The organism is uncultured Draconibacterium sp. (genome assembly GCF_913063105.1).
Classification (GTDB): domain Bacteria; phylum Bacteroidota; class Bacteroidia; order Bacteroidales; family Prolixibacteraceae; genus Draconibacterium.
On record NZ_CAJXYQ010000010.1, the window covers coordinates 1 to 15,924 of the forward strand.

A 15,924-nucleotide genomic window follows, 5' to 3' on the forward strand; every position below is an offset into this window, starting at 1 on the left:
TACAGAATTTAAAAAAATACTTGAAGATGACACCTAAAGCAGAATTATTTGGACGCATTGAAGATTACTGTTTAGATTTATTAAACAACCAAGAAAGAGAAGAATTTGAAAATGAATTAGAGTTTAACCAGGAATTAAGAGATGAAGTAGAGCTTCACAAGAATATTCAGTCAGCCGTGTTGGAGATGGATGTTCTTGATCTTAAAGGAAAACTCGAGGAAATTCAAACAGAGAGTACACAAAATGGCAAAATTGATGGCTCATTCGAGTTGTTAAATGATTTTAGCGAGTTTGAAGAAGCCACTGCCGAGTTAACACCCGAAGAACTTATCGAAAGTTTCGAATCACTCCCAAAAGTTCATGTATATCAGCATGAACGAAGTAGCAACGAAAACATACATCATTACTACAAAGAGCAAAACGGTTCTGATCAGCATGCCATGATTGAAGAAGATTTAAATGGCTTTGATATGGACGGTTTGGACGGTTTGGAAGAAGCTGTTTTAGAAACAGACATTTTAAATTTGCGCGACACCTTGCAACAAGTGGCTAAATCTGTTGAACCACAGTATTCGGTTGAGCATATTGATGACTACCTTAATGGTGAAATGGGTGATGAAATACTAGCTGAGTTTGAAGAAGAACTTACGCAAAACGAATATTTACATTCGGAGGTAAATCTACATCGAGATGTTGAAACGGCTTTTGCGGAATCAGACGTCATTGAGCTAAGAGACGAGCTTAAAAATATTATGCAGTCAGAAACTTCGTGGAATGTTAGTGAACAAACAATCGAAGACTTTATCGACGGAATGCTTGAAGATGAGCTGTTGTTAGAAGAATTTAACGCAGAGCTGAAAGAAAACACTGACCTAATGGCGGAGGTAGCGCTACGCGAAAGTATTAATTCAGCTGCCTCGGAAACGGATATAATGAACCTGCGCCAGAAATTGAGTAACGCACGGGCTCAATCAGAGAAGAAAGAGGTAAAATCTATATTTATGCCTCGTGTTGAAATTGGATCGACCCGCTTTTGGCGAAGCAGTGTAGCAGTTGTTTTAGTTGTTGTTGGCTTGCTTGGGGCAATGCGAATGAATACGAATACCGCTGAAAATACATATGATAAGTACTTTGTTTCAACAACATGGGCTTCCGAACGTTCGGTGAGTAACAGTGTTGACATTATTCAGCAGGCAAAACTGTATTACCAGAATGAGCAATTCCAGGAGGTGGTTAATCTGCTTGATGAAGCAACAATAGCAGCGGATGAACAGTTTGTTACACAATTTTATAAAGGATTAAGTTATCAGAATCTCGATGAATTTACCAAAGCTGTAAATGCTTATGAACAAGTTATTGAGCACGGTAATAACCTTTTTATTGAAGAAGCAGAATGGTACAAGGCATTGTGCTATCTTAAAATGGATAACAAGCAGGAAGCCAGGAACGAGTTATTGGCTGTAATTGAACGTAAAGGCCATTTTGAAAATGATGCCAAAGCGATTCTAAGAAAACTCAAGTATTCTTTTAAATAGTCGAAAATGATTGTCCAATAGATTAATTCGAAATTACATACACATTCATTAAGCCTGTCGGTTACGACGGGCTTTTTTTATCCTAACTCCTTGATCAATTGAAAAAGCAATAATGAGAACCACCAGAATGACAAAGAAATAAATATCATAACTGGTATAAACGGGAGAGTTATCTCCTATACATTTGAAACTCATCCAATAATGCGGGTGCGCAAGCCGTGAATTTGAATTCTCGAGGTAATTTATTTTTGCAAGACGCAATGCTTCATCTTTTGGTTTTCCACCCCTCAAATATTTATAAAAAGAGGTCATTATTTGAGTACCGGCTTCGTCTTCAACTTCCCATAACGACATTACTATCGAAGGACAGCCAGCATATAAAAATCCTCGAGCCAAACTCATAAGCCCTTCTCCATGCTGAAGTTTTCCAGTTCCTGTATTACAGGCACTTAATACAGTCATTCCTGCATTCAAATTCAGGTTGTAAATGTCTGCAGTGTTTAGCCAACCATCGTTTGTTAATTTGGCTGAATCGGCTTTCTGACTAAACGCCAGGCGGGAGTATGCAGGAAGAGAATCATTTATGTAGGCGTGCATCGCTAAATGTAAAATATCATATTTGCCGCACTCTTTGCGAAAATTTTCCTCGGTAGCTTCACTTTTAGAATAAATAGTGGTTTTTACTGATTTTGAAATGGCTGAAACTTCTTTTATCACACCCGGTATTGGCGACAGTTGGTAACGTTTTCCAGTCATCTCAAACTCTTCAGATGCATATTCAGGTGCAAATGCCAATGCATGATTCCTGAACTTTGGTTTATCTGACTGATTTTTTAAGTAAATATTCACTGAGTTGGCATAGTTGATGTTGGCATGCATCAGAAAATAGTCCAGTTCATTAAAGCGTATTGTACTGCTGGTATCGGGTAGGGTTTTTAATAAACCGTCAAAAGCAATGTAATTTAATTTTCCATCGGGAATTATTGTAATGTTTTTATCCTTAAGCATCAATTCAAATGGTTTTATAAGCAATTTATACAACCGATTCGATGAAGTACAGAAGTTCCTGGTATCTTCGTTTTGAGTGAACATATAATCGGTTGATGACATAAATTTAAAAGTCACGTCAAGGGCATCTGTTTCTAATTTGTTGAGCTTGCTCTTGTTAAAAAGCACTTCATTATTTGTAATAACAAAGGTGTAAAGTGAAGGTAAACTATCTGTTTTATCATTCAATTTAGCTTCCATCTCTACCGGATCAATAAGTACATATTCTACTAAGGCATGTTTCTTATCAAGTTGCTTTTGAATAAGGTGTAATTCTGGCAAGGTATTGGAATATTTTAGCTCGTAGTAATCCGGGTAGTTTTCTTCCATAAACCGATTTAATTCATCTCTTTGCCTGGATGCATTAAACATGCGGTTTTTATATTCTGAAAGCAAGGTGCTATCAGGTTCGTCAGAAGAAGATTCTTTGTATTGCAATTCCGTATAGTTGGAAATTGTATTGTTTAGCGTTCGCTCTAATTCTAATAAGCTATCTGGTATCAGACTGTTCTCCTGTGCTAAATCATTGGCGATTTTATCAAAAACGGCACTACTTTTCAATTGTTCCGAATTGTTGAAAGCAATATTTAAAAAGTTTGGGTTGCCCGAATGATTATAAGCGAGGTATGCTGTTTCAATAATTTTACTAATAGTTTGATATTGTAACCCAACCAGCTGAATTTTACTTTCATCACTTGATAACTCCTTTCTTGCTTTTTGAATCAGGTTACCGGTATTGTTATAACAGCTTAGGGCATAAGTCAAATTACTGCTAAACTCCTGGCCTTTTTGTTCGCTGTCAAGAATTGCAATTTCCAGGTAAACGTCACCAATTGCCTTTATTAAACCGATGCAGTCCATTAAAGAAATTGTTTGTTCAAAATTTATTTCAGACGTTTCAGGTGTGGTTTGACTAACTTCCAATGCTTCTAATCCCTTTTTGTAAGAATCAATAGCCTTAAGTAGATTTTGTTTCTTCTCATTTTTGAAATTTGCAATTCTCTGGGTCTTTATTGTCCTGTTCCTGTATAGATCTCCTTCATATTCGTAATAAGTCGAAAGTTCAATACCTGAACTTTTCTCAAGAACCGCAAATATCTGAAATGCTTCATTTAAATTTTCCAATGCCTGAACAAAACGATTTGTTTGAGATAGAAACTTTGCATAATCCAAATAGGCATTAGCTAAATCTAAACTCGAACCGTAAAATTGTTTGGATAGAGAAATGGCATGATTGTAATAACTATTTGCGTTCTCATTATTTTCAAGAGAAAAATAACTTCCTGCAACAATGTTGTCAAAATATATTTGATTGATTGTATCAGCTATCGAATAGCTTTCCTCAGCAATAGATATAACCTTTTCAAAATTTTCGGTTGAGTAATATATTTCAGCGATCGCATAATAGGCATCTACTAGATTTCCCTTGTTAATAGGCGTTTGGGATTTGTATATATTTAGTGCTTGATTTATATATTTTAAAGCATTATTGTAGTCAAGTTTTGCTCTATAAACATTCCCTATGTTAATATAGAGTCCTCCCAGCAGACCATAATTTAAAGGATTGCGCAAAAAGATATTTTTCTCAGCCTGCAAATAATATTCTAATGCTTTTTCATTTTCACCAAGGTTTTTATAACTAATTCCAATAGCAGAATATGCTGTAGCAAGGTAATAATCTTCATTTCCATAAATTTTTTTTCTATATGCCAGGTATTGTTGAAATGCCTCCAGGGCTGCTGTATGGTTGCCTTCTCGCGTATAGAGTACTCCTTTTTGTCGTAAGTTGTTGGCAGTCAAATTCAAAGAGTCTTTGTTTAGCTCCTGGCTAAATAGCATGTTGGGTAGGATAATTAGAAATAAAATGAGCTTAAAACTCTTTAGGATTTTCATTTGATCTTGTGAATTATACGACCAAAATAGAATTTTTTTCAATTTTTTTCAAAAAAGGGGGGTTACCTTTTTGTACTTATCAGAATATATTAGTGAATGTGTGTTTAAAAGTTTAACGAATTAATTTATTATACGATGAAAAAGGGACAGTTTCAATCAACAGAAAATACTTTCGAAGTTTGTGGTTTTGAAGTAATAAATGAAGAAGCTATGAACAATATTCGTGGTGGAGTGGAACCTCCAAAATCAAGAGATAAAGATATATTCGATTTTGAAGAAGAGTAATCCGAGTATTTACTAGTTTAGATTTTAAGTTATGAAAGTTATAGCTGATATTTTTGCAGAAAGCGTTAAAGATTTTGAGATATTATCTGAAGATGTATTGAATGACATTCGTGGTGGCGTGAAACCACCAAAATCAAGAGATAAAGATATTTTCGATTTTGAAGAAGAATAAGAAAACAATATTAGACATGATAGCTATAACTGAAAATAATATAGAGAAATTAAATTTTGAGGTTCTTACTCAAACAGAATTAAACGAATTACGTGGGGGAGTTGAACCTCCAAAATCAAGAGATAAAGATATTTTCGATTTTGAAGAAGAATAGCCTATATACAGAACCAATTGAGTTGTTAGTACAGAGGGTTAAAACAAGGACGGTTTTAACCCTTTTTTATTTTCTATTTACGCTTTCCTTCAAACAGTTTATAGTTATTCAATTTACATTTTAAAGCCCCGTTAAAAAGGTCGTATTTAGATGAGGCCTTTAATCCAACTTGTTTTAATCCCGAAATAGAGGAGCTCAATACCCAGGCATCGTTACCTGTAAATTGATGTTTCAGGCGTTCGCCAATCATTGCATACAATCCTTCCAGATCATTATCTTTTAATCGTTCGCCGTATGGTGGATTGGTTAAAATTGTTGCGTTGTTTAATTTTAGATTTAGATCTCTAAAATCGCTACATTGAAACTTAATTTTATTAAATACCAGTGCACGTCGGGCGTTGGTCTGAGCATTTAATAAGTTGCTTCCTGATAAATCTGATGCATAAATCTGATACCTGAATTCTCTTTTCTCAACAGGCTCAACAACTTTTTCCCACAATACCGGATCAAAGTCATTCCAAAGCTGGAAAGCAAAATCTTTTCTGAACTTGGCAGCAGGTATATTTTGTGCAATCATTGCTGCTTCTATGGGTAGTGTACCCGATCCACACATCGGATCCATAAAATCTGAGTTCCCCATCCATCCGCTTATATATATCATGCCTGCAGCAAGGACTTCGTTTAGCGGGGCATCGCCTTGTTTTACACGGTAACCTCGCTTGTGTAGTGATTCCCCTGAACTATCAATTGATAAGGTGCAGCTATCCTGAAAAATATGAACATTAATGATAATGTCAGGATTTTGAGTGTCAACATTAGGACGTTTGCCAAAATTTTCTCTAAAGTAATCAGCAATAGCATCTTTTACTTTTAACGATGCAAACATCGAATTTCTGAAATCACGTGAATTTACAACTACACTATTAATGACAAAATTCTGATCTACATTAAAATAGTTTTGCCATTTTATGCGTTTGCAGCGCAAATAAAACTGGTCTACATTATGAAATTTAAAATGTTCTATTTCTTTTAAAATTCGAAGGGCTGTTCTTAATTTATAATTTGACTTATAAATCAATTCCAAATCGCCATTGTAAAAAACGGCTCTTTTACCTCTGCGGACATTTTTTCCACCAATGCGTTTTACCTCTTTTGCCAGGACATCTTCGAGACCAGCAAAAGTTTTTGCTATTAGGCTATATTCTTTCAAGTACTATTTTTTTGTAGTTAAATTCCTGCTCCATCTGTAAACGGAACGTCTTTTGGTCGCTTTTGAACAACCTTGGAGTTGGCTGGAAGCGTATTTGTAACCCAAACGTTACCTCCTATTATTGAATTTTCTCCAATTGTAATTCTTCCTAAGATGGTGGCACCGGCATAAATTACCACATTATCTTCAAGAATGGGGTGGCGCGGAATTCCTTTTATAGGATTACCATCTTTGTCTAAGGGAAAGCTTTTTGCCCCAAGTGTAACACCCTGATATATTTTTACATTTTTTCCAATAATGCATGTCGATCCAATTACCACGCCGGTTCCATGGTCGATTGTGAAACTTTCCCCGATTTGAGCTCGTGGGTGAATATCAATTCCCGTTTCGCTGTGAGCCATCTCGGTTATAAACCTGGGGATTAATGGTACATCAAGCTCGAGAAGTTTATGCGCAATTCTGTAATTTGTAATTGCTCTTATTCCCGGATAACTAAAAATAACTTCACCAAAATTTTTTGCTGCCGGATCGTTTAAAAAGGTAGCTTCAACATCAGTTACCAGTTGGCGCCTGATTTCCGGAAGAAATTCGATAAAAGAAACGGCCTTTTCCTGGGCTCCCTCTTTATGTTTTTCAATTTTATTTGATGATTCATCGGTGCATTCGAAACACAAGCCAGCCAGTATTTCGCCGGTAAGCAGTTCCAGCAGCTCATCAACATAAACGCCCATATAGTGCGGTGTTATAGAACTTTTAAGGGTTGTGCTTCCAAAGTACCCGGGAAATAATATCTCGCGAACCAATTCAATAACTCGTGTGAGATTTTTATTTGAAGGTAAAGGCTCACCCTGCATGTGTTTGTGGCAAACCAGCTTGTATGATTCCGGATTGCTCAGTCGCGCTATGGTTTCTATAATTTTTTGTTCAACAAGATTATTTGTCATCACATCAATTTAAATTACAAAACTAATTACATTCAGCTAAGATTTGATACTTTAACGTATAAAACAAGTGTGTTGTTGATGTTTTTAATGTATTAATGAAAACCAACCAGTTTGAATATTAGGTAAACGCTTTTATTCAAAAGCTAATTTGGGATCCTTTTGTTTATTTTTTTAATCTTTTTTCCATTCTAGGTAGCCCAGCACTGCCATTACGGTGTAAACAATAAATAGAAATACGGTTGCCCACAATCCTTTGTATAGGTACAAGCCTACTGAAAATGCATCAACAAATATCCATATCAGCCAGTGCTCCAAATATTTTCTTGCGAGCATCCAGGTGGCTACAAGACTTAAGGCGGTGGTCATCGAATCCATGTGTGGAACATCGGAATTGGTATACTTACATAAAACATAATATAGAATGGCATATAAAATAATGGAAACTACCAGGAGTTTTATCCAAAGAATTTTTCGTGTAGATTTTACTGCTACCTTTTTTTCGTTTTGTTTTTTCCCTTTTACCCAAAAATACCATCCGTATATACTAATTACCACATAGTAGGCTTGCAGGCCCATGTCGGCATAAAGTTTTGAATTATAAAAAACAATAACGTATAGTAATGAAGTTAACAAGCCGGTTGGCCATGTTAAAATATGCTGCTTAATTGAAAAATAAATGTAGGATAAACCAAGAATGGCTCCCAGTAATTCAATTTTATTATCCAAGAGCCACTCCACAATTATATTAGTCATAAATGCTAATCAGTTGTAACAAGTAGGTTTGTGTATTTGTCTTGATTTTCAATAACCTCAAGAGCCTTTAAAATTGCATCATCTTCCTGGTATAAAATTTTATACATGTCATTCCTTGAGAATACGTCGCGAGCTATTAATGCTTTTAATTCACGTTTTATATCGTTTTGCAGAAAAGCCAGGCTCTCATCGTCTCGTTCAATGCCTTCTTCAATACCTTTGGCAACAACCTGTTCAATGTTGCTGTCTGAAATCTTAAATTTATGATTGAACGACTCAAAATCGGGATATTTTTTATGCAATTCTTCACGATGTTCATCCACATAATCTAACACAAAATTATAGGTTACCTGCTTCCTTCTGAGTTTATTTACATAAGCGTAGTGCGACGAAGTATCAATAGGAATAAAAATATCGGGCATCACCCCTCCGCCACCATATACAGCTCGTCCGTTAACAAGTGTTTTGTGTTTTAAGCTATCGTCAAAATCGATACTGTCTGCACTGAACATCTCCCCGTTACTCAAACGGTTCGAATAGTCTTTTCGGTATTCGCTGATGCCTTCGTCGTAAGGTTTCTGTATACATCTTCCGCTTGGAGTGTAGTAATGTGCAGTGGTCAGACGTACCATTGAACCATCGTTGAGGAAGAATGGTTTTTGAACCAATCCTTTGCCAAACGAACGTCTGCCAATAATTACTCCCCGGTCCCAATCCTGAACAGCTCCAGATACAATTTCGCTGGCAGAGGCTGAACCTTCGTTAACCAATACAACTAAATTTCCACTTTCGAAAGAGCCTTTAGCCGTAGCTTTATATTCGCGTTTAGGGTCGTTGGTTCCATCGGTGTAGACGATCAGCTGTTCATTTTGCAGGAACTGATCGGAAAGTTCAATTGCCGATTTAAGGTAACCGCCACCATTGCCACGTAAATCGAGAACAAGGTTTTTTATTCCTTGCCGATTTAAATCGGTCATTGCAGTTAAGAACTCTTCCGTTGTAGTTGCCGAGAACTTATTCAATTTTATGTAACCTGTTGTTTCATCAAGCATGTATGATGCATCAAGGCTAAAAATTGGAATTTTATCTCTGATAATGGAAAAGTCTAAGGGAGTTTCGCTTCCCCTTCGTGCTATCTTAAGGTCGACTTTAGTTCCCTTATCCCCTCGAAGTAATTCAAAAACATCTGAATTTTTAAGACCAATCCCTGCGATATTTTTTTCATCTACTTCTATGATTCGGTCGCCGGCCCGTAACCCAACTTTTTCTGATGGTCCGCCAGAGATTGTTGTGGTAACAAGCAAAGTATCTTTATAAATATTGAATGAGATACCGATACCCTCGAAATTGCCCTTTAATGGCTCATTCATTTTGTCAACTTCCTCTTTTGAAATATATGTTGAGTGTGGGTCAAGTTCTTGCAACAGGTGAACAATGGCTTTCTCTGTGAGGTCATTTACATCGGCTGAATCCACATAATAACCATCTACCAAACGAAGTAGACGTGCAAATTTTACCTGGTTTTCCTGCACTTCTTTTTGTGCCATGGTGGCAAAGGGAAAAACCAACAAAAATGCCAACAATATATTTATTCCAATATTCTTAAGATGTTTAAATTTTGTAATGGTCATATTTTTTTTCTTTCTTTTACAACGATGAATTTTAGCAATAAGTCTGCCAAAATTACAATCGTTACAATTTGCAACAACTATTCCCACTCGATTGTTGCAGGCGGTTTAGAGCTGATGTCGTACACAACCCTGTTTATGCCACGTACTTTATTTATAATTTCATTCGACATTTTAGCCAGGAAATCATAGGGAAGGTGAACCCAGTCAGCCGTCATCCCGTCGGTAGAAGTTACTGCACGCAATGCAACGGTATTTTCGTAAGTGCGTTCGTCGCCCATTACGCCAACCGATTGCACCGGAAGCAGCATTACACCTGCTTGCCAAACATCGTCGTATAGCCCCCAGTTTTTTAGTCCGTTTATAAATATGGCGTCAGCTTCTTGCAGAATTCTCACTTTTTCAGGCGTTACATCCCCTAAAATTCGGATTCCCAGACCGGGCCCCGGGAATGGGTGACGGCCTAAAAGTTCTTTTTTTATGTTTAGCGCACCGCCAACTCTTCTAACTTCATCTTTAAAAAGCAGTTTTAGCGGTTCAACAACTTTTAGGTTCATTTTTTCGGGAAGACCTCCAACGTTGTGATGCGATTTAATTGTTGCTGATGGGCCATTAACCGATACTGACTCGATAACATCAGGGTAAATGGTTCCTTGCGCCAACCATTTTACATCTTTGATTTTGTGCGCTTCTTCGTCAAAAACCTCGATAAAGTTTCTTCCAATAATTTTACGTTTCTGTTCCGGATCGGTTATGCCTTCCAGGTCATCCCAAAACTTTTTTCGAGCATCAACACCAATTACATTCAATCCCATATTTTCGTAGGAATGGAGCACATCTTCAAATTCATTTTTCCGAAGCAGACCATTATCAACAAAAATGCAGGTGAGGTTTTTACCAATGGCCCTGTTTAACAATACCCCGGCAACCGACGAGTCAACACCACCCGACAGTCCTAGTACAACCTTATCATTGCCGAGCTGTGCTTTAAGTTCTTGTACAGTTGTTTCAACAAATGAATCGGGAGTCCAGTTTTGTTCGCATCCGCAAATGGTTGTTACAAAGTTTTCAAGCAGTTGTTTCCCCTCTGTGGTGTGGTACACTTCCGGGTGAAACTGAATAGCCCATGTTTTTTCATTGTCAACCTTGTAAGCTGCGTAGTTAACATCTTCGGTTGATGCAATAACTTTATAGTTTTTAGGTAGTTTAACAATGGTATCGCCGTGCGACATCCAAACCTGGGTGTGCAAACTAATATTTTGAAACAGAATGCTGTCATGGTCGATAAACCCAAGATTGGCTCTTCCATACTCGCGCGTGTTTGATGGTGCTACCTCGCCTCCAAAAAAATGAGCAAGATACTGCGCACCGTAACAAACGCCCAATACCGGTAGTTTACCTTTTATTTTCGACAGGTCGGGACGCGGTGCATCTTCATCGCGAACAGAGTACGGGCTTCCTGAAAGAATAACGCCTTTTACACTGTCATCAATTTCCGGGTAATGATTGTAGGGGTGAATTTCGCAATATACATTTAACTCACGAACCTTACGGCCAATCAGTTGAGTGTACTGAGAACCAAAATCTAGGATTAATATTTTTTCCTGCATGAAAAATTTATTTATTATTGAAAAGACAAAAGTAAGAATATCGTACCAAAATTGCTTGAATTGCGCATGAATTTAAAGCGCTTGTTAACAAGAGAACACAAAACATCAGCTGGTGTTTGAGAAAACTGTAAAATTAATACTGAAAGTGTTCGTTAGGATTTAGGTGTTGTAATAGATTTGCTAAATTTGAGCGAATTTTAAAATTCTTGATCTAATGAGAAGTCTTTTGCTACTTTGTTGTGCATTTTTTCTAATGGTTTTTAATGAACAAGTGAATGGGCAAAATTTTGTTGAAAATGAGATTGTAGTAATCCAGGGGGAAAAGTACCTAATGCATCATGTGCGAACCGGAGAAACTATTTATTCGATAAGCAAAAAATATGGTATCTCGCAATCAATACTCGAACAACATAATCCATCAATAAAATCAGGTTTATCTATTGCTGAGGTTTTGAAAATACCGTATGCACAAATAACGCAGATTGATGCTTCTGATACGATACAAAAAGGAGACCCTGATGGCTTTACAACCCATAGGATAGAATCAAAAAAAGAAACTGCATATTTTATTGCAAAAAAGTACGGCATAACGGTGGAAGAACTCTATGCATACAATCCTACAGTTAGAAAGTTTAAAAAGAGAACCAAATTAAATATCCCTTACTGGAACACAACTGTAGCATCAGAAAATGCATTCGAATCAAACATTGAAAATCAACTGGAGAATAAAAATTTTACAACACATCAGGTAGTTTCTGGCGAAACGCTGTTCTCGCTTGCCAAAAAATACAATACCACAACCGATGAGTTACTTGCACTAAATCCTGAAGCCCAGGAGTTAAAAGCAGGAATGACATTGAAAATTAAGCCAATTGCACCGGAAGATGAAGGTGGTGGGCCACAGCCAATCCATAAAAGCAGTTCTAAAAATTATATTGAACACATTATTGAATCGGGGGAGACCATGTGGGGAACCACACGTAAATACAATGTATCAGAAGAAGAACTGAAAGCTATTAACCCGATTTTAAAAACCGGTTTTCCGGCAGGTGCTGTAATAAAAATACCCGTTCCCGCAGTTAACGAGCCTCATGCAATGCCGGTAAATTCTGCCGCATTCGATCAACATCTGGTACAAAAAGGCGAAACACTTTATGGCCTGTCCAAACAATACAGTATTGAAATTCCTGAGCTTATAAAGTATAACCCTGTACTGGATAGGCGAAACCTGGTTTATGGCGAAACAATTTTGATACCTAAAAAACTGGATGACTTTTTGGAACTGGAGCCAACAACCAATGTTGAAATTGATTCGGCGCAGCTAATGGCTGAAATTTACGCGGTTGAGGTTCCGGTTGAGATTCCTGAATCGTGCCGGCCAGATTTTACGCTCCATAATCAAGACCGAAACTACACTGTTGCCTTGTTTTTACCTTTTTTTTACGAGGCAAACGATACTTTAAATCGCGAAGATCTTGTTATTGATACAACAGCTCTTTTTACCAATGAGGAAGCCGAAATAGCTCTTGATACTACAATTGAACTTGAAGAGAGAAAGGAACTTTTTAAGCAATTTTATGGAGGAAGTGAAAACTTTGTACAGTTTTATGAAGGCGCTTTACTGGCTATCGATTCATTGCAAAATGCAGGTTTTACGCTTACCCTAAATGTGTATGATACGCAACGTAATGCCGATTCTATTCGACAGTTTTTTCAGAGCGAAGAATTCTTACTTACGGATTTAATAATTGGACCAATTTTTCCGAATGTACAAAACGAGATTGCTGCTTATGCTGCTAAAAACAGAATACCTTTTGTTTCGCCACTGGCTTCACAAACGCATCTTACAGAAGCTAATGCAAATTATTTTCAGGTTAATCCTTCGCGCGATTACTTAATGCGACAAACAGCCGAAATGGTTGCTGAAGAGCATCACAACAGCAATTTTATTATTGTAAAAACCTCTGATTACAGCGGAACACCCGACGGCAACTTGGTAGAGTTGTTAAAAGAGAAATTCTTTAATTCAGGCCTGCTTAGCAGCACAGAAGGTGTAAATTTTACGATTTACGATTTTAAAAATGAAGGTACTTTTGGCTTACGCCGAATTATGTCGAAACAAAAAGAAAATGTAGTGTTTATTCCTTCGTCAAACGAAGGCGAACTTAGCGTTGCTATTTCAAACGTGAATAATCTTGCCGACGACTACTCAATTACCTTAATAGGAACCAGTCGTTTTCCCAATTATTCCAGTATACAAATCGAACACTTTCATAACCTGAAATTGAAGTACATTGCACCGTATTATACCGACTACAGCAATAAAAATACCATTGGTTTTATCAAAAAATATAAACAGTTTTTTGGAACCGAACCCGATAATTTTGGTTTTCAGGGCTTTGATGTAACCATGTATTTTGTGTCTGCATTAATTTCTTATGGAGCCGACTTTGCCGATTGTTTACCTTATATGCACACCTATCAGATGCAGGGAAACTATCATTTTGAAAAACTTACACAATTTGGCGGCTACATGAACGAAGGTGTATCGGTAATTTCGTACACCAACGATTATGAAGTGTTGCGAAAACGTGTAAAAGGGCAACCTCGGTTAGTGGCAGCTTCGGTTAAATAAAATTAAGCCTGAATTTTTTTTTTTGAAACTTTTTATTGAACAGATCAAATTGAACTAAAATGGAAGAATTGACTATTGGAACACGCGTTGAACATCCGCGTTACGGAGAAGGAATTGTTAGCAGAGATAATTTAACTGCCTACGAGATTTTTTTTGAAAGAGGCGGTAAAATGGAAATAACAAAACGAAATACTGATTTAACGGTTTTGGAAACCAATGAATCGGGAGCAAAATCATCCTTGTCGATAAAAGAATTGGAGAAAGTTATAAGCTATGTGCTCGATAAACACGCGGTATTGAATGAGCTTGTTCCGCTTGGCGAGAAATGGAGTGGTGGAACCATGCTTTTACAGCCGGCCAACCAGGAGCTAAAACCAAAAGAAATTCCGATTGAAACTTTTTTTCATAAGATCGTAATGTTGCGTGACAGGCTTCGTGTTCTCGAGCAAAATATAAACAGCAGCAAATCGCTAAGCGATGAAGAAAAAGTAAATATCCAACAATACATTACCAGGGCTTATGGTTCGTTAACCACTTTTAATGTGTTATTTTCTGATAAAGAACATTATTTTGTAGGAGCAAAAAGCAAATAACAAATACTTCCAACTTATGAAATTGATTATTTTTTTAATTCTTGCAACTATCTTTTCTTCAATAACAATGGCCCAGGATAAAGTACTGAAGGTATGGCCAAACGGTGCGCCTAATGATAACGGGATGACAGAACCGGAAGAAAAGTACGACGGAGTGCGGGTACGTAATGTCTCGGAGGCTCAGATGTATGTGTTTTTGCCTGAAGCTGAAAATAACACTGGTGCCGCGGTTGTTATTTGCCCTGGAGGGGGTTATAGAATTGAAGCAATGGATCATGAGGGATACGATATCGCCCGGTTTCTGCAAAAGAAGGGGATTGCCGGAATTGTCTTGAAATACCGCCTCCCGTATGGACACCACGAGGTGCCGGGTAGCGATGCCCGACAGGCAATTCGCATGGTACGGGCCAATGCTGAAGAATGGGGAATTGATTCGGATAAAATTGGAATAGCCGGATCATCGGCCGGAGGGCATCTGGCATCTACAGCAGGAACTGTTTTTGATTATGGCGACCAGACCAGCACAGATCCGGTAGCCCGGCAGAGTTGCAGACCTGATTTTATGTTGCTACTGTACCCGGTTATTACTATGAATGAAAAATATAGTCACATTGGCTCGCGTGAAAACCTTATTGGAAAAGGACACGATAAAGAATTAGTTCGAAAATACTCGAACGAATTAAATGTGGGAGCAGAAACACCACCTGCTTTTTTGGTACTGGCCGACGACGATAAGGCTGTTGTGCCGCAAAATTCTATTGCTTTTTACACCCAGCTTAAAAAGTATAATGTACCTGCAGAAATGCACATTTTTGCTGAAGGTGGTCATGGTTTTGGAATTCGTGAAACAGGCTTGCCGGCAGCCCAATGGCCCGAGTTATTTTGCACCTGGTTACAAGCACAAAAAATTATAGATTAATGCAGGCAACACACCCCTTAAAAGTAATTAAGCATTGTTTAAAATGTGGCAGCACCAATTTTACACCATCAGGAGAAAGATCGTTAAAATGCGGTGCTTGTGGTTTCCATTTTTTTATAAACTCGTCGGCGGCAGTAGCTGCTTTGGTAACCGATACGGCCGGAAAATTGATGCTGGTTACGCGCGGTGTTGAGCCAAATTATGGGAAACTTGACCTGCCCGGTGGTTTTATCGACCCTATGGAAACAGCAGAGCAGGCAGTTAAACGAGAGTTGAAAGAGGAGTTGGCATTAGACGTGAAATCGCTTCAATATTTGACTTCGGCACCAAACGAGTATGTGTTTTCCGATTTTTCAGTTTTTACGCTGGATATGGCTTTTGTAGTAAACGATTATTTTACCGAAGGATTAAAGCCCATGGATGATATTCTGGATTATAAGTTTTATGCTGAAGACGAACTGGATTATAAGGATATTCCGGCACCATCAATTAAAAATTTTGTTCAACTTTATTTTAAGAACTTAAAGCGCACAAAAACTAAATAAC

Annotated in this window: 14 protein-coding genes; 8 read left to right on the top strand and 6 right to left on the bottom strand. The window is 37.5% G+C overall.

Annotated features, from left to right (window positions below; genetic code table 11):
- The first annotated feature begins 26 nt into the window (after positions 1 to 26).
- On the top strand, positions 27 to 1,535 hold the full coding sequence (locus QZ574_RS11150; protein WP_297089566.1) for a tetratricopeptide repeat protein: 1,509 nt from the start codon (positions 27 to 29) through the stop codon (positions 1,533 to 1,535).
- A gap of 48 nt (positions 1,536 to 1,583) precedes the next feature.
- Here the strand turns inward: QZ574_RS11150 and QZ574_RS11155 are convergent, their stop codons facing one another.
- The gene (locus tag QZ574_RS11155; RefSeq protein WP_297089567.1) at positions 1,584 to 4,517 is read right to left on the bottom strand and encodes a CHAT domain-containing tetratricopeptide repeat protein; all 2,934 of its coding nucleotides are present in this window, start codon (positions 4,515 to 4,517) and stop codon (positions 1,584 to 1,586) included.
- Positions 4,518 to 4,610: 93 nt separating this feature from the next.
- On the opposite strand from QZ574_RS11155, the gene QZ574_RS11160 reads away from it, so the two are divergent.
- From QZ574_RS11160 to QZ574_RS11170, 3 genes are read left to right on the top strand one after another with little or no spacing between them, the layout of a single operon-like run.
- Complete coding sequence (locus tag QZ574_RS11160; RefSeq protein WP_297089568.1) at positions 4,611 to 4,760, top strand: hypothetical protein; 150 nt, start codon at positions 4,611 to 4,613, stop codon at positions 4,758 to 4,760.
- Between the two features lie 31 nt (positions 4,761 to 4,791).
- Positions 4,792 to 4,932: a hypothetical protein gene (locus QZ574_RS11165; protein WP_297089569.1), complete on the top strand. Its 141-nt coding sequence runs from the start codon at positions 4,792 to 4,794 to the stop codon at positions 4,930 to 4,932.
- Positions 4,933 to 4,948: 16 nt separating this feature from the next.
- Positions 4,949 to 5,086, top strand: a complete 138-nt coding sequence (locus QZ574_RS11170; protein WP_297089570.1) for a hypothetical protein — start codon at positions 4,949 to 4,951, stop codon at positions 5,084 to 5,086.
- A gap of 73 nt (positions 5,087 to 5,159) precedes the next feature.
- On the opposite strand, the gene QZ574_RS11175 is transcribed toward QZ574_RS11170, so the two are convergent.
- From QZ574_RS11175 to guaA, 5 genes are all read right to left on the bottom strand, one after another.
- Positions 5,160 to 6,296, bottom strand: a complete 1,137-nt coding sequence (locus tag QZ574_RS11175) for a class I SAM-dependent RNA methyltransferase (protein ID WP_297089571.1) — start codon at positions 6,294 to 6,296, stop codon at positions 5,160 to 5,162.
- A gap of 17 nt (positions 6,297 to 6,313) precedes the next feature.
- Positions 6,314 to 7,240, bottom strand: a complete 927-nt coding sequence (locus QZ574_RS11180) for a serine acetyltransferase (RefSeq protein ID WP_297089572.1) — start codon at positions 7,238 to 7,240, stop codon at positions 6,314 to 6,316.
- 171 nt (positions 7,241 to 7,411) lie between these two features.
- Entirely contained in the window at positions 7,412 to 7,993 is a 582-nt protein-coding gene (pnuC, locus tag QZ574_RS11185) for a nicotinamide riboside transporter PnuC (protein WP_297089573.1), read from the bottom strand.
- A gap of 5 nt (positions 7,994 to 7,998) precedes the next feature.
- A complete protein-coding gene (locus tag QZ574_RS11190; RefSeq protein WP_297089574.1) occupies positions 7,999 to 9,624 on the bottom strand; it encodes a S41 family peptidase in 1,626 nt (541 codons plus the stop codon).
- A 77-nt stretch (positions 9,625 to 9,701) separates the two neighbouring features.
- Positions 9,702 to 11,231 carry a glutamine-hydrolyzing GMP synthase gene (gene guaA / locus QZ574_RS11195; RefSeq protein WP_297089575.1) on the bottom strand — a complete coding sequence of 510 codons (1,530 nt, stop codon included), beginning with the start codon at positions 11,229 to 11,231 and terminating at the stop codon, positions 9,702 to 9,704.
- Positions 11,232 to 11,445: 214 nt separating this feature from the next.
- On the opposite strand from guaA, the gene QZ574_RS11200 reads away from it, so the two are divergent.
- Genes QZ574_RS11200 through QZ574_RS11215 form a run of 4 tightly spaced genes read left to right on the top strand, consistent with a single transcriptional unit; the run spans position 11,446 to position 15,923 of the window.
- Positions 11,446 to 13,866 carry a LysM peptidoglycan-binding domain-containing protein gene (locus QZ574_RS11200; RefSeq protein WP_297089576.1) on the top strand — a complete coding sequence of 807 codons (2,421 nt, stop codon included), beginning with the start codon at positions 11,446 to 11,448 and terminating at the stop codon, positions 13,864 to 13,866.
- Positions 13,867 to 13,925: 59 nt separating this feature from the next.
- The gene (locus tag QZ574_RS11205; RefSeq protein ID WP_297089577.1) at positions 13,926 to 14,459 is read left to right on the top strand and encodes a hypothetical protein; all 534 of its coding nucleotides are present in this window, start codon (positions 13,926 to 13,928) and stop codon (positions 14,457 to 14,459) included.
- A 16-nt stretch (positions 14,460 to 14,475) separates the two neighbouring features.
- On the top strand, positions 14,476 to 15,378 hold the full coding sequence (locus QZ574_RS11210) for an alpha/beta hydrolase (RefSeq protein ID WP_297089578.1): 903 nt from the start codon (positions 14,476 to 14,478) through the stop codon (positions 15,376 to 15,378).
- Positions 15,378 to 15,923 carry an NUDIX domain-containing protein gene (locus QZ574_RS11215; protein ID WP_297089579.1) on the top strand — a complete coding sequence of 182 codons (546 nt, stop codon included), beginning with the start codon at positions 15,378 to 15,380 and terminating at the stop codon, positions 15,921 to 15,923. The genes QZ574_RS11210 and QZ574_RS11215 overlap by 1 nt, the downstream gene beginning before the upstream one ends.
- The last annotated feature ends 1 nt before the right edge of the window (position 15,924 follow it).

Bases quoted from the DNA above. Each gene is read 5' to 3' on its own strand.
- QZ574_RS11180 (WP_297089572.1), bottom strand. From the start codon at position 7,240: ATGACAAATAATCTTGTTGAACAAAAAATTATAGAAACCATAGCGCGA.
- QZ574_RS11170 (WP_297089570.1), top strand. From the start codon at position 4,949: ATGATAGCTATAACTGAAAATAATATAGAGAAATTAAATTTTGAGGTT.
- QZ574_RS11190 (WP_297089574.1), bottom strand. From the start codon at position 9,624: ATGACCATTACAAAATTTAAACATCTTAAGAATATTGGAATAAATATA.
- QZ574_RS11150 (WP_297089566.1), top strand. From the start codon at position 27: ATGACACCTAAAGCAGAATTATTTGGACGCATTGAAGATTACTGTTTA.
- QZ574_RS11210 (WP_297089578.1), top strand. From the start codon at position 14,476: ATGAAATTGATTATTTTTTTAATTCTTGCAACTATCTTTTCTTCAATA.
- QZ574_RS11165 (WP_297089569.1), top strand. From the start codon at position 4,792: ATGAAAGTTATAGCTGATATTTTTGCAGAAAGCGTTAAAGATTTTGAG.
- QZ574_RS11160 (WP_297089568.1), top strand. From the start codon at position 4,611: ATGAAAAAGGGACAGTTTCAATCAACAGAAAATACTTTCGAAGTTTGT.
- pnuC (WP_297089573.1), bottom strand. From the start codon at position 7,993: ATGACTAATATAATTGTGGAGTGGCTCTTGGATAATAAAATTGAATTA.
- QZ574_RS11200 (WP_297089576.1), top strand. From the start codon at position 11,446: ATGAGAAGTCTTTTGCTACTTTGTTGTGCATTTTTTCTAATGGTTTTT.
- guaA (WP_297089575.1), bottom strand. From the start codon at position 11,231: ATGCAGGAAAAAATATTAATCCTAGATTTTGGTTCTCAGTACACTCAA.
- QZ574_RS11205 (WP_297089577.1), top strand. From the start codon at position 13,926: ATGGAAGAATTGACTATTGGAACACGCGTTGAACATCCGCGTTACGGA.
- QZ574_RS11215 (WP_297089579.1), top strand. From the start codon at position 15,378: ATGCAGGCAACACACCCCTTAAAAGTAATTAAGCATTGTTTAAAATGT.